Origin of the sequence: Noviherbaspirillum sp. ST9 (genome assembly GCF_048799745.1) — a bacterium.
GTDB lineage: Bacteria > Pseudomonadota > Gammaproteobacteria > Burkholderiales > Burkholderiaceae_D > Noviherbaspirillum.
In genome coordinates, this window is sequence record NZ_JBLWFR010000006.1 from 447,594 (window position 1) to 472,967 (window position 25,374).

Annotated in this window: 23 protein-coding genes; 13 read left to right on the plus strand and 10 right to left on the minus strand. The window is 63.0% G+C overall.

Translation table 11 applies throughout. The annotated features are described in order from the left end of the window. The first annotated feature begins 13 nt into the window (after nt 1-13). Both ACNOHI_RS16430 and ACNOHI_RS16435 read left to right on the plus strand, forming a co-directional pair. Nucleotides 14-742 (plus strand): type 1 glutamine amidotransferase domain-containing protein, encoded by a 729-nt coding sequence (locus ACNOHI_RS16430; RefSeq protein WP_420475759.1) that lies wholly within the window; start codon nt 14-16, stop codon nt 740-742. Between the two features lie 98 nt (nt 743-840). Continuing rightward, nucleotides 841-1,134: a hypothetical protein gene (locus ACNOHI_RS16435; protein WP_420475760.1), complete on the plus strand. Its 294-nt coding sequence runs from the start codon at nt 841-843 to the stop codon at nt 1,132-1,134. Here the strand turns inward: ACNOHI_RS16435 and ACNOHI_RS16440 are convergent. The 6 genes from ACNOHI_RS16440 to ACNOHI_RS16465 form a co-directional block, all read right to left on the minus strand. Continuing rightward, nucleotides 1,106-1,486, minus strand: coding sequence for a hypothetical protein (locus ACNOHI_RS16440; protein ID WP_420475761.1), 381 nt, complete (start codon nt 1,484-1,486; stop codon nt 1,106-1,108). The genes ACNOHI_RS16435 and ACNOHI_RS16440 overlap by 29 nt on opposite strands. 53 nt (nt 1,487-1,539) lie before the next feature. After that, on the minus strand, nt 1,540-2,229 hold the full coding sequence (locus ACNOHI_RS16445) for an MgtC/SapB family protein (RefSeq protein ID WP_420475762.1): 690 nt from the start codon (nt 2,227-2,229) through the stop codon (nt 1,540-1,542). A gap of 72 nt (nt 2,230-2,301) precedes the next feature. Further along, nucleotides 2,302-3,825, minus strand: coding sequence for a hybrid sensor histidine kinase/response regulator (locus ACNOHI_RS16450; RefSeq protein ID WP_420475763.1), 1,524 nt, complete (start codon nt 3,823-3,825; stop codon nt 2,302-2,304). After that, complete coding sequence (locus tag ACNOHI_RS16455) at nt 3,815-5,317, minus strand: ATPase domain-containing protein (RefSeq protein ID WP_420475764.1); 1,503 nt, start codon at nt 5,315-5,317, stop codon at nt 3,815-3,817. The genes ACNOHI_RS16450 and ACNOHI_RS16455 overlap by 11 nt, the downstream gene beginning before the upstream one ends. 84 nt (nt 5,318-5,401) lie before the next feature. Further along, nucleotides 5,402-8,134: a bifunctional diguanylate cyclase/phosphodiesterase gene (locus tag ACNOHI_RS16460; RefSeq protein ID WP_420475765.1), complete on the minus strand. Its 2,733-nt coding sequence runs from the start codon at nt 8,132-8,134 to the stop codon at nt 5,402-5,404. A 117-nt stretch (nt 8,135-8,251) separates the two neighbouring features. Further along, a complete protein-coding gene (locus ACNOHI_RS16465; protein ID WP_420475766.1) occupies nt 8,252-8,845 on the minus strand; it encodes a TetR/AcrR family transcriptional regulator in 594 nt (197 codons plus the stop codon). Nucleotides 8,846-8,959: 114 nt separating this feature from the next. Between ACNOHI_RS16465 and ACNOHI_RS16470 the strand changes: the two genes are divergently transcribed. Continuing rightward, on the plus strand, nt 8,960-9,775 hold the full coding sequence (locus tag ACNOHI_RS16470; RefSeq protein ID WP_420475767.1) for a metal-dependent hydrolase: 816 nt from the start codon (nt 8,960-8,962) through the stop codon (nt 9,773-9,775). On the opposite strand, the gene ACNOHI_RS16475 is transcribed toward ACNOHI_RS16470, so the two are convergent. From ACNOHI_RS16475 to ACNOHI_RS16485, 3 genes are all read right to left on the minus strand, one after another. Continuing rightward, complete coding sequence (locus ACNOHI_RS16475; protein ID WP_420475768.1) at nt 9,776-10,174, minus strand: nuclear transport factor 2 family protein; 399 nt, start codon at nt 10,172-10,174, stop codon at nt 9,776-9,778. Nucleotides 10,175-10,281: 107 nt separating this feature from the next. Then, nucleotides 10,282-10,590, minus strand: a complete 309-nt coding sequence (locus tag ACNOHI_RS16480) for a YkvA family protein (protein ID WP_420475769.1) — start codon at nt 10,588-10,590, stop codon at nt 10,282-10,284. Nucleotides 10,591-10,680: 90 nt separating this feature from the next. Continuing rightward, nucleotides 10,681-11,580 carry a DMT family transporter gene (locus ACNOHI_RS16485; protein WP_420475770.1) on the minus strand — a complete coding sequence of 300 codons (900 nt, stop codon included), beginning with the start codon at nt 11,578-11,580 and terminating at the stop codon, nt 10,681-10,683. 176 nt (nt 11,581-11,756) lie between these two features. On the opposite strand from ACNOHI_RS16485, the gene ACNOHI_RS16490 reads away from it, so the two are divergent. Genes ACNOHI_RS16490 through ACNOHI_RS16510 form a run of 5 tightly spaced genes read left to right on the plus strand, consistent with a single transcriptional unit; the run spans nt 11,757 to nt 14,611 of the window. Further along, nucleotides 11,757-12,296: a hemerythrin domain-containing protein gene (locus tag ACNOHI_RS16490; RefSeq protein WP_420475771.1), complete on the plus strand. Its 540-nt coding sequence runs from the start codon at nt 11,757-11,759 to the stop codon at nt 12,294-12,296. Further along, nucleotides 12,293-12,571, plus strand: a complete 279-nt coding sequence (locus tag ACNOHI_RS16495; RefSeq protein ID WP_420475772.1) for a hypothetical protein — start codon at nt 12,293-12,295, stop codon at nt 12,569-12,571. The genes ACNOHI_RS16490 and ACNOHI_RS16495 overlap by 4 nt, the downstream gene beginning before the upstream one ends. A 41-nt stretch (nt 12,572-12,612) precedes the next feature. After that, on the plus strand, nt 12,613-12,912 hold the full coding sequence (locus ACNOHI_RS16500) for a hypothetical protein (protein ID WP_420475773.1): 300 nt from the start codon (nt 12,613-12,615) through the stop codon (nt 12,910-12,912). Nucleotides 12,913-12,918: 6 nt separating this feature from the next. After that, entirely contained in the window at nt 12,919-13,452 is a 534-nt protein-coding gene (locus ACNOHI_RS16505; RefSeq protein ID WP_420475774.1) for a hypothetical protein, read from the plus strand. Nucleotides 13,453-13,501: 49 nt separating this feature from the next. Then, nucleotides 13,502-14,611 carry a PQQ-dependent sugar dehydrogenase gene (locus ACNOHI_RS16510; protein ID WP_420475775.1) on the plus strand — a complete coding sequence of 370 codons (1,110 nt, stop codon included), beginning with the start codon at nt 13,502-13,504 and terminating at the stop codon, nt 14,609-14,611. A 21-nt stretch (nt 14,612-14,632) separates the two neighbouring features. On the opposite strand, the gene ACNOHI_RS16515 is transcribed toward ACNOHI_RS16510, so the two are convergent. Beyond that, entirely contained in the window at nt 14,633-16,798 is a 2,166-nt protein-coding gene (locus tag ACNOHI_RS16515; RefSeq protein WP_420475776.1) for an ATP-binding protein, read from the minus strand. A gap of 394 nt (nt 16,799-17,192) precedes the next feature. Between ACNOHI_RS16515 and ACNOHI_RS16520 the strand changes: the two genes are divergently transcribed. From ACNOHI_RS16520 to fusA, 5 genes are all read left to right on the plus strand, one after another. Then, nucleotides 17,193-17,699 carry a response regulator gene (locus tag ACNOHI_RS16520; RefSeq protein WP_420475777.1) on the plus strand — a complete coding sequence of 169 codons (507 nt, stop codon included), beginning with the start codon at nt 17,193-17,195 and terminating at the stop codon, nt 17,697-17,699. 403 nt (nt 17,700-18,102) lie between these two features. Then, on the plus strand, nt 18,103-19,287 hold the full coding sequence (locus ACNOHI_RS16525) for a diguanylate cyclase (RefSeq protein ID WP_420475778.1): 1,185 nt from the start codon (nt 18,103-18,105) through the stop codon (nt 19,285-19,287). Continuing rightward, nucleotides 19,280-21,874 (plus strand): putative bifunctional diguanylate cyclase/phosphodiesterase, encoded by a 2,595-nt coding sequence (locus tag ACNOHI_RS16530; protein WP_420475779.1) that lies wholly within the window; start codon nt 19,280-19,282, stop codon nt 21,872-21,874. The genes ACNOHI_RS16525 and ACNOHI_RS16530 overlap by 8 nt, the downstream gene beginning before the upstream one ends. A gap of 45 nt (nt 21,875-21,919) precedes the next feature. Beyond that, nucleotides 21,920-22,954 carry a DUF2804 domain-containing protein gene (locus tag ACNOHI_RS16535; protein ID WP_420475780.1) on the plus strand — a complete coding sequence of 345 codons (1,035 nt, stop codon included), beginning with the start codon at nt 21,920-21,922 and terminating at the stop codon, nt 22,952-22,954. Between the two features lie 126 nt (nt 22,955-23,080). Beyond that, a complete protein-coding gene (fusA, locus tag ACNOHI_RS16540; RefSeq protein WP_420475781.1) occupies nt 23,081-25,129 on the plus strand; it encodes an elongation factor G in 2,049 nt (682 codons plus the stop codon). Nucleotides 25,130-25,374 lie beyond the last annotated feature (245 nt).

Consider the following 25,374-nt stretch of genomic DNA (forward strand, 5'->3'; position numbering starts at 1 on the left):
CAAGGAGCCACACATGTTTGAACGCACGTCACTGAACGGCCGCCGCGTCGCCGTACTCGCCGCGGACGGTTTTGAAAAAATCGAACTGACGCTGCCGCTGAAGGCGCTGGAAGCAAAGGGCGCCGAAGTCGACATCATTTCGCTGCGCCCGGGCAGCATTCGCGGCGTCAATCTGCACGAACCGGCAAGCCGCATCAAGGTCAGCAAAACGCTCGATGAAGCCAGTCCGTCGGATTACGACGCCTTGCTGATCCCCGGCGGCTTCATGAGCCCCGACCTGTTGCGGCAGTCCGCGGCGGCACGCGATTTCGTGCGCGCTTTCGATGCCGCGCGCAAACCGATCGCCAGCCTGTGCCACGGACCATGGGTGATGGCTTCGGCGGGACTTGCCAAGGGCCGGACCATGACTTCCTGGCCGGGCGTGCGCGACGACATGGTCAACGCGGGCGCCGTGTGGCTCGACCAGGCCGTTGTGCGCGACGGCAACTGGGTCACGAGCCGTGGTCCGCAAGACCTCAAACCCTTCATCAAGGAAATGACGACGCTGTTCGCGCAAACGGCCCCGGTCACGCAAGGCAATGCGCACTCGATGTTTTCCGATCCGCAACGCGAAGCGCCCCCGGCCCTCGTGACAACGGCGATGCGCTTTATCCCGCGTCCTTCGATCCGTACGCTCGTTGGCGTCGCCGTTGTGGGGGCAGGCATCATGGCCGTCAACAAGCGTCGTCAAGCAAGCGTGTGACGGATGTTGCTGCCCGGCATGCGCCAAAATGGGGAACTTCGGCATTATCGAAGAGTCAATGCACTCCCATGTTTGTTATTTCAAGAGCAAGGAAAGCAATGATCCAGGCAGCAACATACTCTTCTTACGATCCCAACAAGCTTCTCAACATCGTCAATGCGCGGCTTGGCGTGTCCAGCGATGGCGCGCTGTCCAAGAAGCTGAAGGTCGCGCGCAAGCTCATCGGCGATATCCGCGCGCGCCGCGTGCAGGTCGGCGGTTCGCTGCTGATGCTGATGCATGAAGCCACCGGCATCAGCATCGAGGAACTGCGGCGCCTCATGGGCGACCGCCGTGCCAGATGCCGCTTGAGCGTTCCCGTCCTTACCCCTCGTGGCGCCGCCACGAACTGAAGTCGTCCACACTGCGCGCGCCGGACCGGTCCATGATGCCGGACGCGCGCGTCCCCTCAGCCTCGTCTTCCACGTCGACCGTCAGCATGACCGTTCCCCGCCATACCGGTTCGGAATTGTTGTAGGCATCGGTGCGCTCTTCCACGCCGAACAGTTTGTTGAGCGGACCGTCCGCCGGACCTTCACCCATGTCCTTGGCATCGAGCACGCCGTTGCCCTCTACGGGCCCGGCTTCATCGAGCGTGCTGTCGAGGTGGACGCTGTCCTGTGAAAAGCCCGACGCAAGCAGTTGCTCGCGCACGTGCTGCGCGGTGTTGAGACTGTTGTAAATCCTGACCAGGGTATTGGGCATGATGCGCTCCGTGTTTCGTCATGCCTTTCTGACTGCGTTCGCCGCAATGCGTTCTAGTCGCCGGTCGGCGAGATCTGGAAGGTCCGCACCTGCGCAAGCTGGCGCAGGTAGTCGGCCAGGATGGAGGTATTGCGCTCGTCCGAGGTCTTGACCACCATCCGGTATTCGAAGCAGGCGCCGTCGTCGGTGACGCGGTAGCTGATGTTGGCGACGGTAAAGCCGTGGCGCGTGAGGATGGCGCGCACCTGCTCCTCGGACATGGCGTCGGAACGCCCGAAGCGGATCGAGTAGTGGGCATACGAATGCGACGGCATGCGCGCTTCGATGCGGCGGAACACGGAAAGCACGCCCAGCGTGAGCACGGTCGCGACGATTGCCGGGAAGTAGAAACCGATGCCGAACAGGATGCCGATGGCCGCCGTCATCCAGATCGAGGCGGCTGTCGTCAGGCCGCGCACGCTCAAGCCCTCCTTGAAGATCACGCCCGCTCCGAGAAAGCCGATGCCGGTCATGATGCCCTGTGCCATGCGTGTCGGGTCGGTCTGCACCATGCCCGCCGGGGTGCCCAGCCATTTCCACTGGAACAGCATGACGATCATGAGCAGGCTGGAGGCAAGGCACACGAGCGTGTGCGTGCGGAAACCGGCCGGGCGGCCGTGATAGCTGCGCTCGAGACCGATGATGCCGCCGGCACAGACGGCGCCGAGCAGATGGGCAATGATGACGAGATAGTCCGGATCCATGTCGTGTAGGAAAAAGTACTACACGATCAGGATAACGTGATTAACGACACATGTTCTGCGCGACAACAAGTATCAGGCGCGCTCGAGGAAGCTGCGGATCTGGTCGAAGCGGACCGGCTTGACCAGATGGTGGTCAAACCCCGCCTCGCGCGACCGCAGCTTGGCGCTGTCCTGTCCCCAGCCGGTCACGGCGATGATCAGGATGTCCTTGCCTCCCGGCAGTGCGCGGATGTGCCGCGCGGCTTCGTACCCGTCCATGCCAGGCATGCCGATATCCATCACGACGATATCCGGGAGGTGGGCAGCGGCCGACTGCAGCGCGTCAACGCCGCTGTAAGCCGCATCGACGGTAAAGCCGTCGGCCTCGAGCAACTGCTGCAGCATGTCCGCGCCGTCCCGGTTGTCGTCCACGACCAGTACCCGACGGTTGGCGGCAATCGACGGCGTTGGCACGCTGGCCTTCTCACTTGGCGTGCCGACGCCGGTCACGACCGGCAGGGTCATCGTGAAGACACTGCCCTTGCCGGGACCATCACTGGATGCCGTGATCGTGCCGCCGTGCATTTCGACGAAGCGCCGGGCCAGGCTGAGGCCGATGCCCAGGCCCCCGGGTCCCTGCGAACGCGCATGCGACGGCAATCCCTGGGCAAACATTTCGAAAATGCGCTCGATCGCCGCCGGCTCCAGGCCGATGCCCGAGTCCCGGACACGGAAGGTGACGTTCTTGTCCCGCACCTCCACGGCAAGCGCGATCTCGCCGGGCGACGGCGTGAACTTGATCGCATTGCCGAGGACGTTGGCCAGGCTTTGCACCAGCCGCACCTGGTCGGCGTCGAGCATGACGTCTTCCCTCGGCTGGGACACCTTGAGCGCGTGCGGTTTTCCTTCCAGCATCGGCGCGCAGATTTCCATGGCATGCGAAATGATGGCGGAGAGCAGGACCGGCTCGCGCTGCAACACGATCTTGCCGCTGGTGATGCGTGCCACGTCGAGCAGGTCGTCGACCAGCCGGGTAAGGTGTCCGATCTGACGCTCCACCACATCGCACACCTTGCTCACGCCGGATGCGGCCGGATACATGAGCGAGAGCACGCTCATCGAGGTACGGATGGGGGCCAGCGGATTGCGCAGCTCGTGCGCCAGGCTGGCCAGGAATTCATCCTTGCGCTGCTCGGCCTCGCGCACCTGGTACTGCCGCATGCGCGCATTGAGCGCCGACTTCACGGCACTGATCAGGGCGCGCGTGCGCACAGGCCGCTCCAGCAGCGTAAGGTTGCGCAAGGCTTCCATCACGGAATGCAGGCCGGGCGAATCGGCCCCCTGGTGCGTCACAACGAGGATCGGGATGTCGGACCAATGGGGCTGGCTGGCAATCCATGCGCCGAGCAACTTCAGCGCGACCGGTGTCAGTGCTTCCTCTTGCAGCAGCAATGCGCCCGCGCCGTGTTCGAGCTCGGCGAGCACGTCCTCGATCGCGTCGCAGATCACGCTTTCGATGTCGCCTGCCCCAAGCACGCGTTGCACAAGCTGCGCATCGCGCCCGGTCGGGGCATGCAGAAGAACCCGTGATTCCAGTGCGTGCAGTTCAGTCGTCATTGCCGGTCTCGGTGCTCCCGACGTCGTCGCGGATGGTCGGCACACCGGTCAGGATGCCGTGGAACTGGCGCAACACCGGTCCGACATGGATGCCTTCGCGCGACATGGAAAACGCGCGCAGCGTACGCTCGTGCGGGCCGCCACGCTTCTTGAAGACCGATATCACCTGCCGCACCTCGCCGTCCGTCTCGTAATGCCGCAGCAGCAGGACGTTGTCGGCAAGGTAGCTGGCGTCCACGCTGGCCGCCGTGTTGCCGCCGATGAAATTCTGGTGCACACCGACCAGGATGGTGACGACACCGCGCTGGCCGAGCCAGGTGAGCAGCTCGTGCAGGTGGGTGGTCAGGAAGCGCTCGTCCGGCATCGCGCTGAGGTAGCCGTTCAGGCTGTCGATCACGATGACCTTGGCGCCATGGTTGGCAGCGGTGCACACGTTGTGGGCAAACTCGCCGGGCGGAAGCTCGGCCGGATCGATCTGCTGGATGGTCAGCAGGCCGCTTTCCAGGGGCCGCTCCAGATTCATGCCCAGGCCCCTGGTGCGGTTGATCAGGTTGTTCGCGGACTCCTCGAAGATGAACATCGCGGCGCGCGCATTCCGCTCGACGGCAGCCGAGACGAACTGCGCGGCCAGCGAGGACTTGCCGGTTCCCGGCGGGCCGGAGATCAGCGTGCTCGTGCCTTCTTCGACGCCGCCGCCGAGCAGCGCGTCGAGTTGGGCCAGGCCCGAACCAAACTGCGCCCTTTCCGCCGTCACGCGGGAACCCGAGGCCACCAGGCGCGGATAGACAATCAGTCCGCCTTGCACGATGGAATAGTCATGGAGCCCGGCGCGGAAACTGACACCGCGGTATTTGCTGACGCGGATGCGCCGGCGATCGACGCCGTATTCCTGCGGTTTCTGTTCGAGCGAAATGACTGCATGGGCAATGCTGTGGACCTGGAGATCGGAGGTGGACGCCGTGCGGTCGTCCAGCAGCAGGACCGTGCACGAGCGGCTGGCGAAAAACTGCTTGTAGGCGAGCACCTGGCGGCGATAGCGCAAGGCATTGTCGGCCAGGAGCTGCAGTTCGGACAGCGAGTCGAGCACGACACGGCTTGGCTTGAGCGCTTCCACCGCCGACAGGATCTCTTGCGTGGTGGAGCCCAGTTCCACCTCGGAAGGATGGAACATGGTGTACTGCTCCTTCGGATCGAGGAGGCTCTCGCCGGGGATCACTTCATGGATGTGAATGCCATCCATCGACATGCCGTGGGAGGCTGCGACAGCGCGCAGTTCGACTGCATTCTCCGCCAGGGAGATGTACAGCACGCGCTCGCCCTGCTTGACGCCCTCGACCAGGAACTGCAGTCCGAACGTGGTCTTGCCGGAGCCGGGCTGGCCTTCGACGAGGTAGAGGCGCTCCCGCGTCAGGCCGCCGCAGAGGATTTCGTCAAGGCCGGGAATGCCGGTGGAGATGAGGGAATCGGTATGGTTATTCTGTTGATTCGGCATAGGTCTGCCTCCGTTCACACAGGCTTCGATCAGGAAAGTATTCCGGCATTTTGCATCAAGCTGCACCGGTCTGCATCCATTTGATCAAGCCGGGAGGGGCCCGCGCAGGTGGGAAATTTCCTCGGGAAAAAGAAAACGCTTGATCATCAGGGCTGCCATTTCCGTGGCGGGAACGGGACGGGACACGAAGTGCCCCTGCACTTCGTCGCATTCAAGCATTTGCAAGGCATGGAGTTGTTCCTCGGTTTCCACCCCTTCGGCGACGATGCTGATATCCAGGGCATCGGCCATCGAGACAATGGCCTTGAACAGCGCCTTTCCTTCGGCGCCGTCGCACAGGGTGACGGTAAAGGCACGGTCGACTTTCAGGATATCGACGTTGAGCCGCTGCAGCTGGGACAGGGACGAATAACCGGTGCCGAAGTCGTCCACCAGCAGCTTGACGCCCAGCCGGCGCAGCCCGTCCAGCTCGCCGGTGACGGTGTCGTCCTGGCCCGCCATGCAGGACTCGGTCAACTCGACGCCGACCAGCGACGGGTCCACGTCGTAGCGGCGCATGGAACGCGCCAGGAAATCGCTGACGTGGCCCTCATTGAACTGCAGCGCCGACACATTGATCGAGACCGGCACGATGGGCAAGCCTTCCGCTTTCCACTGCGCGATCTGGGCGCAGGCTTTCTCGATCACGATCCTGCCGAGCTGCAGGATGAGGCCGGTATCCTCCGCCACCTCGATGAACTCGATCGGCGGCACCAGGCCCCGTTCGGGATGCTGCCAGCGCACCAGCGCTTCCATGCTGACCATCTTGCCCGTGGCGGCATCCACGCGAGGCTGGTAGTGCAGGACAAACTCGTCGCGCTCGATCGCCTGGCGCAGCGCCTGCTCGCGATTGATGCGCAGGACCAGCCGGTCCGACAGGTGCGACTGGTAGAACTGGTAACGCCCCTTGCCCGCTGCCTTGGCGGCGTACATGGCGACATCCGCATGCTTGAGGAGTGTCTCGCCATCCTGGCCGTCCTGCGGATACATGCTGATGCCGATCGAGGCGTGCACGCGGTGCCCGCTCGAATGCCCGACGGTAAACGGTTCGCCGAGCGCTTCGATGATCAGGCGCGCCACGCGGGCCACGTCGTCCACGCGCCGGACCTGGTCCAGCACGATCGTGAATTCGTCGCCTCCCAGGCGCACCACCCGGTCGCTGCCGCGCACGAGCGAGCGCAAACGGTCGGCGGCGGCCTTGAGCAGTTCGTCGCCAGCTACATGGCCTAGCGTGTCGTTGATGTTCTTGAAGTCGTCCAGGTCGATGAACAGGACGGCCAGGTTGTGACGGTTGCTGTGCGCCTGTTCGATGGCAACGGGCAGGTAGTTGGTCAGCCAGTGCCGGTTGGGTAACGTGGTCAGCGCATCGGCGTTGGCCATGTTGGTGAGTTCCTGCTCGTGCGCCTTGATCTCGGAAATATCGCGCACTGTCATCGCCAGGCCCGCGCCGGAGCGCACGAGCTTGCGGTGGACCCAATCGACCTTCAGCATGCTGCGGCTCGATACCCGCACCTCGTCTTCGTAATAGCCCTCTTCCATCGCCAGCCGCATCCGCTCCAGCGCGGCGTAGGCGTAGTCCTCGGCATGCAGCTCGGTGACGGTCCGTCCGATGAACTCTGCCTTGCTCATGCCCACCAGCGCCGCGGCGCGCTCGTTGCAGTCGGCCACCTGGAAATCGGTGATGGCGCCGTTGGCATCGTGGAGTGGACGCAGCATGTAGAAGCCTTCCTTTGCCGCATCGACCGCGAGCCGGTAGGTTTCCCGGACCTCGTGCTCCTTCTGGCGCCGCCATGCAAGCCGCGCGGACAACGCCATGCCGATGCTGGCGAACAGGAAGAGAAACAGGCTGCCGGCGGTTGCCAGCGCAAAGTAGCGGCGTGCGGTAGCGTGATAGGCGGCATACACCTGCTTTTCGGAAAGCGCGGCCACCGCCACAAGCGGATAGCGATCCAGCTGCTTCCAGGCCACGATGCGCGACTGGCCGTCGCGGAAGCGGTCCGCCTCCGCCACCATCGTGCCGGCCGGCATCCCGAAAGCGGGGTCGTCACGGTAAAACTGTTGCCCGGTCGACGTCCGTCCGTTCGCAGTCACCGCAAGCATGGCGCCATGGCTGTAGCGGACCGAGACGAAATCGCCGCTCCCCAGCACGGCTTCATCATAAAAGGTGCCGAGGAAAGCCGGCTGGGCCGACACGATGGCCATGCCGGCAAAGTTGCCGTCGATATCTTCGAGCCGGCGCGTAAAGCGAATCACGGGAACGCCAAGCCGCTTGGATGCCTCTGGCCCGGCCAACAGCAGCCCGGACTCGCCGGCCTTGTGCTCCAGGAAGTTCGGATGTGTCGCGAAGGACAGGTGGTTCGGCAGCGGCAAGGTGCTCGTGACGACGTCGCCGTTGCCGTCCGCGACGCTGGCGTAGAGCTGCTCGTTGTCGGGGTACAGGCCGCGCTCCTGCTGGCGCTCCAGGTTGAGGATGACATAGGGATCTTCCCAGTCGTGCTTCAGGCGGAGGCTAAGCTGGTCGATGTAACCGACCGTGCGTTCCAGCTGGACGGCATAGGCCCGCGCCAGCGACCCCGCCTGCCGGGATGCCTCATCGCGGATCCTGTCATGATCGCGGTCGAGGATGGAAAGGATCGCGCCCCAGAGAAGGCAGGCAAGCAGCAGCGCGGCGGCCGGCCAAAGGACAATGGCGCGGGCGTTTCTCCTGAGGAAGCCGGGCTGTGTGGCCGTTGTGGCGTTGCGGGGCGCAGCGGGAGCCCCGATGTCCGGATCGTTCATGAATGATGGGGTGTGGTGCGCGCGCCGCATCGTGCCCGAAGCAACGCTGCCTTTCTGTTGAATTACCTGAAACTAAGAAACGTGGCCGCCCCTGAAGTTCCGGGAGGGGAAACTGCGTCAGGCGCGGTCCTGGGTCACCGCACGGATGAGCTGGACGGCGGGTATTGCCAGTTCGCGCAGCCGTTCGACCTGGCCGGTTTCGATGGCATTCAGCACCAGTTCGTTCACGCCGCCAACGATCGCCATCGCCATTTCACGCGGCAGAGGCCGGCGGCCGCGACTGCGATTGATCACGAGCAACATGAAGTCGACGATTTCATCGTTCACCCTGCGCCGTGCGGCCAATCCCTCCGCGCCGAGACCGAGGATTTCGATGAACAGGGTGCGGACCAGTGCGGGATTCCGGGCGAGGCATTCAAAATAGGCCACCATGGCCTGTTCCACCTGGTCCTGCCAGTCGCGGTCCGGGCCGAGCGCGTCGCGAAGCACCTTGAGGGCGCCGTGGCTGGCCGCCTCATAGAGCGCGATCAGGCACGCTGATTTGGTCGCGAAATGCTCGTAGAAGGTGCGGCGCGAGACAGCGGCCGCGCGCACGATGTCGGCAATCGTTGTTTCCGCATAACCCTTTTCGGCAACGGCGTGCGCCATCCCTTCGAGCAGGCGGTGGCGGTGGCGGGTAAACGACTCGTTGTCGGCCAGGGTTTGCGTCATGTCAGGAATTCTATCAGGCTGGTACTTGACAGTACCAAGCGTCCGTTGGAATATGAATGGTACTCGTCCGTACCACTTCGCTTTTACCCCTTCCTCCTCCGACGGAGCGCTCCAATGACCGACCTCGTTGTCCGCCGCCTGCTGATCGACCTTGAACAGCCTTTCGACCGTCACTGGTGCGGCGGCGACGCCTTCCGCACCGCGCTGTTCAATGCGCTGTCGATGAGTTTTCCGGTCGGCGAACAGTTTTTCATCGATTCCGTGCGCAACGGCTACAAAGCCTTGCCGGAGGACAAGCAGATGCGCTTCCGCAAGGAGGTGCAGGGATTCGTCGGGCAGGAAGCGACGCACCGCCGGTTGCATTCGCTGTTCAACGGTCACCTGGAGAAGCAGGGGCTGGTCAACGCATGGGCGCCGCGCGCGCAACAACGCCTGAAGATGCTGGAAGGTGTCGACACCCGTCACTGGGTCGCCATCACGGCGGCCAACGAGCATTTCACCGCGATCCTTGCCGACTGGCTGCTGCGCAACCATGACGTGCTCGACGGCGAGCCGCGGTTGAAGACGATGTGGCTGTGGCACAGCGCCGAGGAATCGGAGCACAAGAGCACCGCCTTCGACCTGTACCAGTCGCTGGACGGCGACCACGCATGGCGCATCATCTGGATGCGCCGCGTCACCACCATCTTCCTCGGCGATGCAATCCGCCAGACGATCGACAACCTGCGCCGCGACGGCAGCTTGTGGAAATGGCGCACATGGAAAAGCGCCGCGACCTTCCTGTTCGGCAAGCGCGGACTGGTGCGCGAAACCTACGGGCCATGGCGCGACTACTTCCGCAGTGATTTCCACCCGACGCAACAGGACAGCAGCCAGTCAACGCGCTGGCTGGCCGAGAATTCGGAGAAGTACGCGCTCGTCGGCGCGTGATCAGGTCACGACGTCGGCGAACTGCTTGGTGTCGGTGTACTCCTGGAAGCGCACCACGCGGCCGTCGCGCAGGCTCCAGACATGTGCGAACTGCGCATGGAGTTCCTTGCCGGTTTCCTTGTAACGGCCATGGTGCGTGCCGAGGACCACGACTTCGTGTTCCGCGTCGAGCATCTGCTCGGGCTTCACGGCAAACTCATCCCAGTCATGACCCAGTCGCATGAACACGCCTTCCAGCACGGCCTTCGGGCCGACATAGGGATTGCGGTCGGCATACGGGAAATTGTCCGCCTCGATCCATTCGATGCGTTCGTCCATGCGATCCAGTACCGCCGGGACATCGCCCTTGCTGAAGGCATCGTACAGTCCGCGTATCGTCTCTACATTCAGTTGTGACATCACGGCCTCCTCGTTCGCGCACGGCAAACGCCGGCGCCTGCCCATATGGTAGGCAGGCGCGCGGAAACAGGAATGAAGAGACGGGAAGAGTTTGCGCCGGCGCAAACTTAACGGTGCAGTCCGAAGCGCAGGCGTGAGACGAGTCCGTCGGCGGCGCGATGCGCCTCATGCAGCGCTTGCTCCGGCACGAACTTCAGCAGCGCCGGGATGCCGAGCGCCAGCAGCGTGACGTCGTCGACCAGTCCAAGGAAGGCCAGCCAGTCGGGGATGACATCGATCGGGCTGAAGACGTACAGGCCGAGCAATATTGCCGCCAGCTTCAGGTGGAATGGCGTGGCGGGATTGCGGCAGGCGTACCACAGCACGAGGATTTCCCGTCCGACAGCACGGAACAAACGACCGAGGCGCAGGAACATGGTGAACTCCTACCGAATAAAAGTTGATACGGAAAGCTTTGGCAACAGCGGAGGCCAAAAGTGCCGTCGGATTTCCTGAACGATGCTTCGTCAACGCCTGATGTTCACCATGACAACGCCGACCATTACCAGCAGCGCACCGGCAACAAAGCGCGGGTCGAGCGGATCGTTGAGCAGCAGCACGCCGAAACCGACGCCGAACATCGGCGTGAGGAAAGAAAACACCGACAGCCGCGAGGCAAGGTACTTGCGCAGCATCCAGAACCAGACGAGATAGCTGAGGAAGGCCACGATCACCGCCTGGAAAAACAGGCTGCCCCACACCGTCCCTGTCATCGCCACGCCGCTGCCCTGGCCCATCAGCAGCGCGATGGCCACGAGAATCACGCCGCAGCTGGCGAGCTGGTAGAACAGCGTGATGGCCGGCGGTGCCTCGGACAACGCAGAGCGGCGGATCAGCAGCGTCGTCGCCGCCCAGAACACGCCGCCGAGTACGCCGAGCGCGTCGCCCGCCAGCATCGATGTCCAGTCGCGCGACGTGCTGGCGAAGCCATTGGAAAACGCGACCGCAATCCCCGCGAATGCCGCGAGCGCACCGGCCCATTGCAGGGCCGCGAGGCGTTCGCCGGGAATGAACCAGTGCAGCCCGAGCACCGTGAAGATCGGCGCCGTATAGAGGAATACCGACATGTGCGACGCCGTGGTGTACTGCAGCCCCACCGCAACAAACAGGAATTCCAGCGCGAACAGCAATCCGGCACCAATGCCGGGGAGGAAAAAGCGGTCGTGCACCGACAGGCGTTCCCCTTTCCACAGGATCACCAGGAAGACCAGCGCGGCCGCGGCGAGCGAGCGCAGGCCGATCTGCATCACCGGCCCCATCGACGGCGCGGCAAGTTTCACCGCCACCTGTTGCAGTCCCCACAGCAGGCACAGCACGAGCATCGTGCCGACGGCGAGGGTATCGAGGGTTTTGCGTTGCGCTGACATGTCGAAACCTGAAAACGTGGACCGGCTATTGTATGCGCGGGAATATTTTTGCGTTGCCGCCCTTCACTTCTTGCATTCGCTCACAGGACATGGCGAAAAGGAGCGGAAGGTCTGAACCAGTTAACGAGGGCCTTCTCTAACTTGGAAACCGTTCAATCAATCCGGAGTGCAACAAGATGACCCCACAAGACCTCGACGCAGTGACATTCCTGACTGCCCAGCACCGCGACATGGAGGACCTGCTCAGCCAGGTCGCCGACGCCGAGGACGATGCGCGGAAAAAGGCGCTGTTTACACAAGCGGCAGACCAGCTGACAGTCCATATCAAGGCGGAAGAAGAAATCTTTTACCCGGCCGTGCACCGTGCGCGCACCGAGGACGACTTGCTGGAATCGCTGGAAGAGCACTTGTCGCTCAAGCGGCTGCTGGCTGACCTGATCGAACTTGATCCCGCCGACAAGTCGTTTGAAGCGAAATTCAAGGTGCTCAAGGAGCAGACCGAGCATCATCACAAGGAAGAGGAAGAACATCTTTTCCCTGCGGTGCTCAAGCTCCTCGACCAGGCGCAGCGCATTGCCCTCGGCGACGAAATGCGCGTGCGGCAGGCCAGCTTGACGCGACTGGGCGAGCCGCATGAAGCGGTCGCCGATGAGACCGACGCAGCCGCCCCGCTGCCGCCCGCACGCAGTGGCACCGCCCAAGCGGGAGCGCGATGAAACAGCTTGTTTTCCTTCTGGCCGCGGCACTGGTCGCCGGAGCCGGTGCACAGGCACAGACCGGCGTGCCAAAGGACCCGAACCCCGCAGTGAAGGTGCCGCCGCACGTCGACAAGGCGCCCACCGATCCGGGCGCCGTGGTCACGCCGCCGCGCACCGGAACAGAAGAAATCGTCAAGACACCCAACAAGGCGGTCGATCCGAAGATCGACGATGCGACGACGGACATCGATCGCCGCAACCGGAAAAAGTCGGAGCAGAAACGCACCCAATAAGCCCCCGGCCATTCCCGCCACCCTAATCGACGGAGCACACCATGGCTACCCTACACGGCATCCTCACCGAACTCGGCATTGAAAATCCCGTCATGCATCCTGACCGCGAGGAAGGGCATGAAACCGGCTGGATGGTCGATGAACCGTTCGAGCCGATCATCGGCAAGACCTACCAGATCGCCTTCGGCCGCGTTCCCTTTGGCCGCGAAATGCGCAACGTGATCCGCACCGTGCGCATCGATGGTCCCGAACCGGAACAGTGGTTCGATATCGACGAAAACCGGCGCCTGGAAAAAGGCCTGAACCTGAATTCGATCAAGGCCTTCCGCAGGATCGCCTGACGCAACATGGCGGGCTGGATTCTGGCGGCGGCACTGCTCCTGCCGGTGTCGCCGGGATGGACCGCCGCGCTTCCGGTGCCGGCCGGACAAGAACAGCCGGCCGGCGACGAGGAAGACGACACGCCGCGCGACGGCATGCCGGTCACTGCCGATACGGAGCGCAAGATACGCAGCTTCCTCGACCGCTTCGTTGACGCGGACAAGACACCCGAGGAGCAGGCGGAAATGTTTACCGAGCGCGCCGAGTACTATGAGCACGGCTACGTCGGCCGCGACGACATCCTGCGCGATGTGGAACGCTACGTACGGCACTGGCCCACGCGTCACTACGAAGTCGACCGCATCGACTTCATGAGCGCCGATCCGCATTCCGACCGGATCTTCGTCAGCTACACCATCGACTTCGAGGTGGCGCGCGGCGCGCAAATCGTCCGCGGCAAGGCGAGTTACGGGGCTGTCATCAGGGACATCGCCGGCGATCCGAAGGTCGAATCGATCAAGGAAAAAGTGCAGGCGCGCCGTTCGGGATCAAACGAGTAAGCCGGCACGGCGTTATCATGGTGCACTCAACCCGGCGGAAAGGAGAGGCATGAGCGCGCACCGGCTGTCATTCACACTCGCAGCATTGCTGTGCGGCACAAGCGTGGCGGCGGCAGCGCAAATCCGGCCCGAAACCGTCGCCAGGAACCTCGAACATCCCTGGGGCCTGACCTTCCTCGACAACGGACGCATGCTCGTCACGGAACGGCCTGGACGCCTGCGTCTCGTGCAGGCGAACGGCGTCGTCGGCGCCCCGATGGCGGGCCTGCCGAAAATCGATGTGGGCGGCCAGGGCGGCCTGCTCGACGTGCTGGCCGACAGCGCGTTCGCGCGCAATCGCACGATCTACTTCTGCTATTCCGAACCGGCGGAGTCCGGCTCCGGCAATTCGACCGCGCTGGCTTCGGCACGCCTGTCCGGCGATGGGAAGCGGCTCGAACAAGTCAAGGTCCTCTTCAGCCAGAAGCCGAAGTACCCCAGCGAGGCCCACTTCGGCTGCCGCATCGTCGACAACGGCGACGGCTCGCTCTTCCTCACGCTTGGCGACCGCTTCCGGCGCATGGAGGATGCGCAAAAGCTCGACAATCATCACGGCAAGATCGTCCGTGTCAACAAGGATGGTTCCGTCCCCAGGGACAATCCCTTCGCGGGGCGCAGCGGTGCCCTGCCGGAGATCTGGAGCTACGGCCATCGCAATGCGCAGGGCGCGGTGCTGGGACCCGACGGCAAGCTGTGGATGAACGAGCACGGGCCGCAGGGCGGCGACGAGGTCAACCGCATCGACGCAGGCAAGAACTATGGATGGCCGGTGATCTCGTACGGCGAACACTACGGCGGCGGCAAGGTTGGGGTGGGTAGTGCCAAGGCCGGGTTGGAGCAGCCGGTGCATTACTGGACACCGTCGATCGCGCCGTCGGGCATGGCCTTCCTGAAGAGCGACAAGTACGGCAAGGACTGGCAGGGAAGCCTGTTTGTCGGCGCCCTGAAATTCCGCTATCTCGCGCGCCTGGACGTCAAGGACGGCAAGGTGGTGAAGGAGGAGAAGCTGCTGGAGAACCTGGGGAAGCGCATCCGCGACGTCAAGGAGGGACCGGACGGCCTGCTGTACCTGCTGACGGACGAGTCGCGGGGGGAGATCCTGCGACTGCAGCCACGCTGATTCCTGCGCCGGGTAGCCGGTTCACGCGCGCATCGATACCGCCTGATCCCCGGCGTCCGGCGCCTTCTTCTGACGGGCGGTCTGGGCGAGCAGCTCGCCGAGTGCCTTTACGCTAAAGGGTTTGGAGAGGATGGGGACGTTCAGCCCTTCCGCTGCATCGAGCCGTTCGGTGTAACCCGTCATGAGGGCGACGGAAAGGTGGGGATAACGGCCGCGGATAAAGCGCAGCAATTCGATGCCGTCCATTTCACCCGGCATGACGATATCGCTGAGCACGAGGTCGATGTGTTCGTGCTCCTGCTCGAGGCACGCCAGTGCGGCGTACGCGCCGTCGCAATGCTTCACGTCGCAGCCCAGCATCTTGAGCGCCGCGATGGACACGTCGGCAATCTCTTCGTTGTCTTCCACGAGCAGCACGGACAGCGGCTCCGCACGATCGGAGAGGATGCCGTCCACAGCGATCTCCTCCGTGCCGAGGGTGAAGCCGGGCAGCCGCAGGATTACGGTCGTTCCCTTGCCGACCGTGCTTTCAATGACGGCGGTTCCGCCGGCGCGCTGGCACATGCCATAGACCTGGCTCAGGCCAAGTCCGGTCCCCTTTCCGGGTTCCTTGGTTGTGAAGAACGGTTCAAAGACGCGCTCCCGCAATTCCGGAGCGATACCGTGTCCCGTGTCGCTGACACGGATTTCAACCCAGTCGCGCGCGGTCCACCGCAAAGGAGCGGCAACGATGTCGAACTGGCCGCCATCGGGCATCGCGTGTCTGGCATTGATGGCGAGGTTAAGCAGCGCCAGTTCCAGCTCGCCCGGATCCAGGCGCACCGCAGGCGTGCCGGGCTTTACTTTCATCTGGAGCGTGATGTTCGATCCCAGGACCGGCTTGCACAGCTCGGTGACCTTGTTGAGAGTGCGGCCGAGATCGATCGTTGCTGGCATCAGGGGCTGCGAGCGGGAGAAGCTCAGCAGCTGCCGCGTCAGCTTCGCGCCGCTGGCGACGGCCCGTTCGATCGCTTCAAGACGCACATTGCCTGCCAGCTGGGGAACGGTGTGCCTGAGCAGGGTGGCGCTCAGTTCCACCGCCATGAGCAGGTTGTTGAAGTCGTGGGCGACGCCGCCCGTCAGGTGCCGCAGCGCCTCCAGCCTTTGCGAATGATGCAGCGCTTCTTCCATTTTCTTGCGGTGCTCGCTCTCGACTCGGAGCCGCTCGGCGGTCTGCAGTTCGCGCCGGGTCTGGCGCATGACAATGACGCCGATCACGCCAAAGGCGATCGAGAACGGTACGGCGAACAAGGCGAGGACGGCGAGATCGCGGAGCCATTCATTGCGGATGCTGGCATAGGTATAGCCGGCGTAAGCGTAGATCGGGTAGTTCGCCAGCCGGTGGAAGCTTCCGATGCGCTCGACGCCGTCGATGCCCGACGCCGCTTTGATGTTCCCCTCGGCCACCGCGTTTTCCATCTGCTCCAGCAGTTCGTTCTTGAACGCCACCGGCTGCCCCGCCTCGGCCGTGTCGGGCCAGCGGGCAATCACCGCGCCGTCGGAACGCACCAGCGAGAGCGTCAGTGCGCTCTCCCTCGACGCAATCCTCTGGTAAAAGTCGATCAGATAGCTCGGGCGCAGGCTGACGTTCACCGTCCCCGCGAAGCTGCCGTCGGCCGCGGTCCGCCTTCTTGTGAGATCAAAGAACGGTTCCCGGGTCTTCTTTCCGATCAGGACGCCCGTAATGTGCAAGCCTTGTCCACCGTTCTGGTGATAGCGGAAGAACTCCCGGTCGCCAAGATTCAGGTCGCGCGGAGCGGGAAAGTAGCGGTTGGTCAGGACGACGCTGCCGTCCGCCCCGGTAATCCAGGTGGACTGCACCTGCGGCAGCTCGGAGGTCATCGCGCGCAATGTGCGGTGATAGGCCTCCTCATTGGCACGCAATGCTGCATCCGTCTCGCCTTTCACCAGCTCGACCATGCGGCTCAATGTGACTTCGTTGGTGTCGAAGAGCTTGAGCGCATGCTCGGCGACGATATGGGACAGTCGCGCGGTGTCGTTCTGTCTTTCCTGGTAAATCTGGTGATAGCGGACGACGGCGACGCCAAAAAAGAGCATGAGGGGAAGGAGTGCGGCCATGACGAAGCTGGTCTGGAGCCAGGCCAGGGTACGCTGCTGCTTTCTCTCCGGGGAGAGGGAGTGGGGCACGGGGATGTTCCGGTTGGGTTTCGAGGGGAGATGCAGCACTGCCGCGCACCAAGTCAGGGCCGCATTATCGCCGTTCCGGCGAGACATCCGTGAAGAGGCCTCCGCCGGTTATCGCTAAAATTGATTCAGATCAACTTTTCCGGGCGGTTGAGCGTAATGTGTCGCAACGCAAACTATGCGTTCACACGGCCGGGAATGCGGGCAAAAAAAGCAACCACACTCCCCCATTTCCTTGACCCCAGTCATTTCCATACGGAAACAACAGGAATAAGCTTCAGTCATGCCCTTCGAGCAGAAGAGGCAGTCTGGCCGATAAAAAAGACAGGGAGACAACGGCACAGGCTAAACGAAGCGCGCCACACGACGTGCACGAGAAACAAGAAGGAAACACATCATGTGCCCGACGAACCTCATGGCCTCCCTGGCCCCCGCCGCCCTCCTGGCAAGCGCGGATTCCGCCTATCATCCGGTGTCGCATTTCCTGGTGGTGGACGACATCTCAAGCATGCGCCGCGTTATCGGCAGCCTGCTGAAGGACCAGCTGCGCAATGTGCGCATCTCGGAAGCAGCGGATGGAAAGAGCGCGCTCCAGATGCTCAAGGCCGCGGAAGCCGAAGGGAAGCCGTTTGATTTCGTCGTGACCGACTGCCACATGCCCCACATGGGCGGCATCGATCTCTTGCGCGCCATCCGCGAAGAGGACGCGCTGCACCACCTCCCGGTCCTGCTCGTCACGGCGGAAGCCACCAAGGACATGATCCTCCAGGCCGCCAAGGCCGGCGCCGACGGTTACATCGTGAAGCCGTTCAATGCCGACACGCTGCGGACCAAGCTCCACCAGATCATGTCGAAGCGCTCGCGCAGCCGGGCGACCGCAGCCGCCGTCGCGGCGGCGGCCTAATGAGGGCGATGGACCGATTTGCCGGAAACCGTCCGCTTGACGACCCGCGATTGCACCTTGCGCCAGACGTAACCAGCCAGCGCCATCAAGATCATTTTTCGCATTGCCTGCCTCCTGTTGCCGGACGCCGCAGAAGCGCGGGTCCGCATCTTTTATGACTGACGGCACGGGGTGCGGTTCCAGTCGGGGTGGGCATGGGTTGATCACAAATCATTCTGATATGCAACAGTTTATTTGTGGAAATTTTGATTCAAAGCAATAAATTTTCATGTGTCACGCAGTACAGTGCCGCATACCAAAAAGGCATCAATTCCGAGGTACCACAGCCTTTGAGGCGCCACTCCCGACCCGACTGCGCGCCCCAACAACGGCATTCCGCCGCGCGGAGTGCGTAGGAAACAGCGTGCAAAGTATTTCCGAACTCCTGAAATTCCTGACCGGCACCGTCTTCGCCGCGATGCCGCGCGACATGCTGCGCGAACTCGTGCTTCCACACGGCCACGTCGCCCTGCTGTCGCGCCGGCGCGCCGACATGATCATTTCCCGCGTGCGCATGGTCGCCGGCCTCTTTGCCGTGCTGACGCCGCTGTGGATCGTGATCGACCTGCTGGTCTTCAGCTGGCCGGTAACGGGCCTGCTGGTCGCGGGGCGCCTTGTCACCACCGTTGCCTTCGGCATGCTCGCCGTCTCCTTTCGCAAGTCGATCCGCATGCGCGAGGCCTACAAGGCGCTGGCGATGATGTTCGGCATCCCGACGCTGTTCTTTATCTACTCGCATCCCTTGCTGTCCCACTTCGACATGGCCGGCCCCGCCGCCGCGATTGCGGCCGGTTACGCCTTTCTGCCGTTCGTGATGATCGCCGGCCTGGCCGTTTTTCCGCTCACCGCGACGGAGAGCGCTGTCTTCGCCATGCCTGTCCTGTGCGCGGAAGCGCTGGTCGCGCTGCTGCAGCTGGACATGCTCAACTGGAGTTCGCACCTCGGCGCCTTCTGGCTCCTGTTCCTGATTGCGACGGTCGCCGCGCTGGCCGGCATGAGCCAGCTCAGTTTCATGATGTCGCTGGTGCGACAGGCCACGCACGACGGCCTGACCGGCTGCTTCTCGCGCACCAGCGGGGAAGAGCTGCTCGACATCCAGTTCCATATTGCGTCGCGCAGCGGCGCGCCGCTGTCTGTCGTCTTCCTCGACATCGACAATTTCAAGAAGGTCAACGATACCTATGGCCATGACGCCGGCGACCGCGTGCTGCGCACGATGACGGAAAAGCTGCGCAGCAACCTGCGGTCTGGCGATGTCCTTCTCCGCTGGGGCGGCGAAGAGTTCGTCATCCTGCTGCCGAATGCCAGCGGCGCCACCGCAACCAGCGCTGTCACCCGCCTGCGCGACATCGGCCTGGGGACGCGTCCGGACGGCGATCCCGTCACCGCCAGCTTCGGCATTGCCGAGCGCATCGCTGACGGCGTCACGGACTGGCATCAGCTCGTGGAAATCGCCGACCAGCGCATGTACGAAGCGAAAATGGCCGGCAAGAACCGCCTGGTCGGCTGCGCGGACCCGATTCAGTACGAGGCGGTGGTCAATGCGTAAACTCCTCGAAACCGTCCGCCTGGCGGTCATCCGGCTCTTCACCACCTTGCGCGGATTTGTGTTCGGCGCGACCGTCGGCGTGGCCGCCGTGGTCTTCCTCGGCGCGACACTTGCCTCGTCGCTGCTCTACGAAAAACTGCTGGAAGAACGTAATCTCGAATCCTCGTCCGAAATCGCCCGGCAAAACGTCGAATCGATCGTCCAGGCCCTGCGCCGCGGTGTGAGCCGCAGCCAGCTCGACGAGGTCATGGACGCGGGAAAGTCGACCTTCAAGACGACGGTGGACAGCCTCGATGTCTATCGCGCCGCCGGCGTCGAGACGCGAGAAATGCCGGATCACGTGCGTCTCGCCCTCAGCAGCGGCAACGCCGTGATCATCAAGACCGGCACCCATGTGATGTATGCCCAGCCCGTCCTGGCGGACGCCGAATGCCTGCGCTGCCACACGACGGCGAAGGCCGGCGACGTCCTCGGCGTGGTCGCCGTGAAGCACAACCTGCAGACCGTGACCTCCACCGTGCGCATTTACTATGTCGCACTGTTCCTCGCGCTCGCCCTCGTCGTGCTGCTGGCGGCGCTGGCGCTGACCTCGTTCGCCGCGCGCCGCCTCAAGCGATCGATGGACCTGTTCCGGGGCAAGGTCGAAACCTTCAACACCATCAAGGACTTCGACCGCTTCGACATGCACAAGGTCGACTTCGGCTTCGAGGAATTCAACGTCGCCTTCGACAACGTCGCACTGCTGGTGGACAAGATCAAGCGCGTGGCGGTGGACAAGGGCGTGCTGGAATTCGAGATCCGGCTGCTGGAAAAATTCATCATCACGTCCAACGTGGTGCGCGACTGGCGCGAGTTCATCAAGAACCTGCTGCTGGAGATCAATCCCATCATCGATGCCTATGCACTGGTGACCATCTTCCGCGTCGAGGAAGAAGCCTACGAATGCGAAGTCTTCTGGCGCAATCCGCCGCAGGAAAAGACGGTGCGCCTGTTCGAGAAGATCCTGCGCCGCCAGCTCGACGAGACGCCGTTCTTCCAGGGCGCGACGCTGCTCCCCATCGCCCACAATATCGCCGACGAGGAAGGCACGCTGCCGGACCTGAGCCCGCGCGATATCGAGGTGCAGACCAAGACGCTGCTGCTGGAAACGCCGAAGATCGGCGGCATCGTCGGCATCGGCGTGCAGTCGATGATGGCCGAGGACAATATCCGCAACATGGTGATCGGCAGCATCCTGACCACGCTGCTCAACCTGGTCGGCTCGGTCAAGGCGATCTACAAGTACACCAAGGACCTCGAGCACTACGCCACGCGCGATCCGCTGACCGACCTGTACAACCAGCGCATGTTCTGGGAATTGCTGGGCTACGAGATCGGCCGCTCGAAACGGCATAACCAGACCTTCGCGGTCATGATGCTGGACCTCGACAATTTCAAGACCTTCAACGACCGCTTCGGGCACCATTTCGGCGATGCCTTCCTGCAGAAGTTTGCCGACCTGCTGCACGGCGCGGTGCGCAACGGCGACATGATCGCGCGCTACGGCGGCGACGAGTTCTGCATCATCCTGCCGGAAGCCAGCGAGACGCAGGCGCACATGGTGGCGCAGCGCATCGCCGAGTCGCTCGATCACTTCTGGATGGACACGCCGGACGGCAACCGCATCAAGGCCACGTCGTCGATCGGCATCGCGCTCAGCCCCACGCACGGCGACAATCCCAAGGACTTGTTCCTCGTGGCCGACAACATGATGTACAAGGCCAAGGCCGCAGGCAAGAATGCGATTGCGATGCCGAGCGAGGACGAAATGGCGGAGGTCTTCCGCAAGGCCGGCGAGAAGGTGATCATGATCCAGAATGCGCTCGACCAGCAGCGCATCATCCCTTACTTCCAGCCGATCTGCGACGCGCATACCGGCGAGATCGTGATCCACGAGCTGCTCATGCGCATCCAGCTCGACGACCAGATCATCACCGCCAACGACTTCATCGCCGAAGCCGAGAACATGGGCATCGCCCACAAGATGGACTACCAGCTCATCGAAAAGGCATTCACCGAGGTCCGCCGCCAGGGCTACCAGGGCATGCTGTTCGTGAACCTGTCGCCCAAGGCACTGATCGTCGGCGAGTTTGCCTCGCATGTGAGCCGCCTGGCCGGGCAGTACGGCATCGAACCCTCGCGCATCGTGTTCGAGATCACCGAGCGCGAGACGGTGCGCAACCTTACGCTGCTGGAAAAGTTCGTGCTCGATGCCAAGGTGCAGGGCTTCAGTTTCGCCATCGACGACTTCGGATCGGGCTATTCGTCCTTCCAGTACATCAAGTGCTTCCCGGTGGACTACATCAAGATCGAAGGCGAGTTCATCCGCAACATGCTGCACGATGAAACCTACCTTGCCTTCATCAAGAGTATCGTGACGCTGGCCAAGGAGCTGAAGATCAAGACCGTGGCCGAGTTCGTCGAGGACGCGGATATCCTGAAGGCGGTCGGCGCGCTCGGCATCGACTATGCACAGGGCTATCACATCAGCCGTCCCTCGGCGAAGATGCATGTCCCGGAGGAAAAGCAGGGCCGCCAGGCAGGTTGAGGGGCCGCAAGCCCGGGTAGGGGTGCGGGAGTAATATGGCTGTTTTTGCAAGTCTTCCCCGGCCCGATGGACCTGAAACCGCCTCCCATTGCCCTGCCGCCCGCCGCCAGCCTTTCCTTGCCGGACGCTGAGGGCTATCCGCCCTTCGGTCGCTTTGCCGGCACTGCCGGCCGCATCGACTGGTCCGCACTGCGCGGTCCGTACGCGCGCAATGCGCTTTGGCGCCGTCTCCATCACAAACGCTGGCACTATGTCGCGCTGTCGACGGAGCAGTTGTTCTGCGGGCTCGCCATTGTCGACGTGGGGTGGACCAATACGGCGTTCGCCTACGCCTTCGACCGCCGCAGGCGCGCAATCGTGGCCTCCTTCTCGCAAGACGGCATTCCAGGGATCACCGCGCGTGTACCGGATACCCCCCAGGGCACGAGTCATTTCCGTTTTGCGGGCAGGCACATTCGCTGCCATACCTTGGACGACGGGCGGCATGCGCTGGAACTACGCTGCGGGGATTTCCGGATCGACGCCGAGTTCAGTGCAAGCAATGCAATGCCGCTGCTGGCGGTCGGCCCGATCGAGGGCGGCTCGGTGCATGCCACGCAAAAATCACCCGGCATGCCGCTCGCCGGCGAGGTGCGGGTGAAGGGCGGGAAATATGACTTGGGCGGTGGCGTGGCCAGCGTCGACTATTCCAACGGTCTGCTCGCCCGCGAAACGGAATGGCGCTGGGCGTCTGCCCACCGCCTCGATATCGGGTTCAACCTGCAGGCCGGCTACTTTGGCGGGCACGAGAACGCGTTGTGGCTGGATGGGCGGCTGGTACCGCTGGGCCTCGCCGTTTTCGATTACGACCGCACCGATCCAATGAAGCCGTGGCACATCCATACCGAGGACGGCCTGCTCGACCTGCATTTCGAACCGGAGGGGATGCGGCAGGAAGACAAGAACCTGCTGGTCGCCGTTTCCCGGTACGTGCAGCCGATTGGCAGTTTCAGCGGCTGGGTGAAGGCCGCGCCGGATGCTGCACCGCGGGAAGTCCGGCGGCTGGCCGGGATCACGGAAGACCATTTCTCCCGCTGGTAAGCGGCTAGTCGTCGCTTTCCCATTCCAAATCAAACCTTGCAAGCAATCGGTTTGCCCTGCGGCGGGGCAAGCGCCATAATGTCCTGAACGGGTTTTTGCGGTTTGCATGTAGGAAAGGAACGACCTATGCCTTACAGTACCGAAGCCATCCGTACCATTGCCCTTGTCGGGCACACCTCCAGCGGCAAGACCAGCCTTGCCGAAGCCCTGCTCCACGGCGCCGGCATGATCGGCACCCCGGGCAGCCTCGAGCGGGGAACCACCACCTGCGATTTCGATCCTTTGGAACGCAAGTACCAGCATTCGCTGAGTTCCGCCGTTATCCACCTCGACCACCGCGACACGCGCATCCACGTGCTCGACACGCCCGGCTATCCGGACTTCATCGGGCAAGCGATCAGCGCCCTGTCGGCGGTGGAAACCGCGGCGGTCGTCATAAACGCGCAGAACGGCCTTGAAATGATCACCGGCCGCATGATGGAGTGGGCGAAGCAGCGCAACATGTGCCGCATGATCATCGTCAACAAGATCGACGCCGACAACGTCGACCTGCCCGGGCTGGTCACGCGCATCCAGGAAACATTCGGCAAGGAATGCCTGCCCATCAATCTCCCTGCTGCAGGGGGATCCAAAGTGGTGGACTGCTTCTTCAATCCGGCCGGCGAGTCGGATTTTTCATCTGTGGAGGCCGCACATCGCGCGCTGGTCGACCAGGTGGTGGAAGTTGATGCCGACCTGATGGCCCTCTACCTCGAACAGGGCGAGATCGAGCCGGAACAGTTGCACGCGCCATTCGAACAGGCATTGCGCGAAGGACACCTCGTCCCCGTCTGTTTTGTCTCGGCGAAGAACGGTGCCGGCATCAAGGAATTGCTCGACGTCTTCGTCAAGCTGATGCCGAATCCAACGGAGGGTAATCCCCCGCTGTTCTACCGTGACGACGACAATGCGCCGGACAGGAAGAAGGAAATCCGCGCGACACCCGATCCGGCGCAACATGTGCTCGCGCACGTCTTCAAGATCGCCGTCGATCCCTTCATCGGCAAGATCGCGGTGTTCCGCATCCACCAGGGGACGGTGCGCCGCGACAGCATGCTCTACATCGGCGACGGCCGGAAGCCGTTCAAGGTGGCGCATCTCTACATGCAGCAGGGCAAGGAGCAGGTGGAAGTGCCACAGGCGGTGCCGGGCGATATCTGCGCGGTCGCCAAGATCGAGGACATGGTGTACGACGCCGTGCTGCACGATGCGGCGGAGGACGACCATATCCACCTGCGACCGTCCGTCTTCCCGACCCCGATCTTCGGCCTCGCCATCGAGCCGAAGAAGCGCGGCGACGAACAGCGCATGTGGGAAATCCTGCAGAAGCTGACGGCGGAAGATGCCTGCCTGAAGGTCGAGCACAATCCCACCACCAATGAAACCGTCCTGCTCGGACTGGGCGAGCTGCACCTGCGGTCGGCGCTGGAGCGCATGATGGAGGTGTACAAGATCGACGTCGCCACGCATCCCCCGAAGATTGCCTATCGCGAAACAGTTGCCGGCCGTTCCGAGGGGCATCACCGCCACAAGAAGCAGACCGGTGGCGCCGGGCAGTTCGGCGAGGTGTTCCTGCGCGTGGAGACCTTGCCCCGCGGATCGGGCTTCGAGTTTGTGGACGAGGTGAAGGGCGGAACGATTCCCGGACAGTTCATCCCGGCCGTCGAGAAGGGCATACGCCAGGTGCTGGATGCTGGGCCGCTGGCGGGCTTTCCCATGCAGGATGTGCGCGTGGTCGTCTATGACGGCAAGAGCCATCCTGTCGACTCGAAGGAAGTCGCCTTTGCGACAGCCGGCCGCAAGGCCTTCATCGATGCCGTCATGAAGGCCAGGCCGATGGTGCTGGAGCCGATCGTCAACATCGAGATCGTGACGCCGGAGGAATGCATGGGCGACATCACCGGCGACCTGTCCTCGCGTCGCGGGCAGATCAACGGGATGCAGACGGCGCAGGCGTCAGTGGTCGTCGTGTCGGGGCAGGTGCCGCTGTCGGAGCTGAACGGGTACCAGTCGCGGTTGAACTCGACTACCGCGGGGCGCGGCAGTTATACCGTGGAGTTCAGTCATTACGATATCGTGCCGCCTTCCACGCAGCAGAGGATGGTGAGCGAGCATAAGGTGGAGGCGGAAGAGTAGTTGTTATTTTCTTCGGTGGCCCGGTTCTGTTTTTTCTCCGTGGATGCTAGCCGGGACTGGCCCCGGCGGGCCACCTACCTTTTTACTTCGCCAAAAAGGTAGGCCAAAAAGGCGACCCGGTACGGTTTACTCTGATCGGTAACACATTAATTCAAGCACATGGGTAACAGTTTTTTACCCTATGGCTATCTTCATTGCTGGAGAGAGCCATGCCTTGGAAGGATGTCAAACCGATGGACGAGAAG

Excerpts from the sequence above, each read along its gene's own strand:
- ACNOHI_RS16430 (WP_420475759.1), top strand. The coding sequence starts at position 14 with ATGTTTGAACGCACGTCACTGAACGGCCGCCGCGTCGCCGTACTCGCC.
- ACNOHI_RS16470 (WP_420475767.1), top strand. The coding sequence starts at position 8,960 with ATGACCGACCTCGTTGTCCGCCGCCTGCTGATCGACCTTGAACAGCCT.
- ACNOHI_RS16440 (WP_420475761.1), bottom strand. The coding sequence starts at position 1,486 with ATGCCCAATACCCTGGTCAGGATTTACAACAGTCTCAACACCGCGCAG.
- ACNOHI_RS16455 (WP_420475764.1), bottom strand. The coding sequence starts at position 5,317 with ATGCCGAATCAACAGAATAACCATACCGATTCCCTCATCTCCACCGGC.
- fusA (WP_420475781.1), top strand. The coding sequence starts at position 23,081 with ATGCCTTACAGTACCGAAGCCATCCGTACCATTGCCCTTGTCGGGCAC.
- ACNOHI_RS16510 (WP_420475775.1), top strand. The coding sequence starts at position 13,502 with ATGAGCGCGCACCGGCTGTCATTCACACTCGCAGCATTGCTGTGCGGC.
- ACNOHI_RS16500 (WP_420475773.1), top strand. The coding sequence starts at position 12,613 with ATGGCTACCCTACACGGCATCCTCACCGAACTCGGCATTGAAAATCCC.
- ACNOHI_RS16480 (WP_420475769.1), bottom strand. The coding sequence starts at position 10,590 with ATGTTCCTGCGCCTCGGTCGTTTGTTCCGTGCTGTCGGACGGGAAATC.
- ACNOHI_RS16505 (WP_420475774.1), top strand. The coding sequence starts at position 12,919 with ATGGCGGGCTGGATTCTGGCGGCGGCACTGCTCCTGCCGGTGTCGCCG.
- ACNOHI_RS16445 (WP_420475762.1), bottom strand. The coding sequence starts at position 2,229 with ATGGATCCGGACTATCTCGTCATCATTGCCCATCTGCTCGGCGCCGTC.
- ACNOHI_RS16495 (WP_420475772.1), top strand. The coding sequence starts at position 12,293 with ATGAAACAGCTTGTTTTCCTTCTGGCCGCGGCACTGGTCGCCGGAGCC.
- ACNOHI_RS16475 (WP_420475768.1), bottom strand. The coding sequence starts at position 10,174 with ATGTCACAACTGAATGTAGAGACGATACGCGGACTGTACGATGCCTTC.
- ACNOHI_RS16460 (WP_420475765.1), bottom strand. The coding sequence starts at position 8,134 with ATGAACGATCCGGACATCGGGGCTCCCGCTGCGCCCCGCAACGCCACA.
- ACNOHI_RS16450 (WP_420475763.1), bottom strand. The coding sequence starts at position 3,825 with ATGACGACTGAACTGCACGCACTGGAATCACGGGTTCTTCTGCATGCC.
- ACNOHI_RS16530 (WP_420475779.1), top strand. The coding sequence starts at position 19,280 with ATGCGTAAACTCCTCGAAACCGTCCGCCTGGCGGTCATCCGGCTCTTC.
- ACNOHI_RS16490 (WP_420475771.1), top strand. The coding sequence starts at position 11,757 with ATGACCCCACAAGACCTCGACGCAGTGACATTCCTGACTGCCCAGCAC.
- ACNOHI_RS16485 (WP_420475770.1), bottom strand. The coding sequence starts at position 11,580 with ATGTCAGCGCAACGCAAAACCCTCGATACCCTCGCCGTCGGCACGATG.
- ACNOHI_RS16435 (WP_420475760.1), top strand. The coding sequence starts at position 841 with ATGATCCAGGCAGCAACATACTCTTCTTACGATCCCAACAAGCTTCTC.
- ACNOHI_RS16520 (WP_420475777.1), top strand. The coding sequence starts at position 17,193 with ATGTGCCCGACGAACCTCATGGCCTCCCTGGCCCCCGCCGCCCTCCTG.
- ACNOHI_RS16465 (WP_420475766.1), bottom strand. The coding sequence starts at position 8,845 with ATGACGCAAACCCTGGCCGACAACGAGTCGTTTACCCGCCACCGCCAC.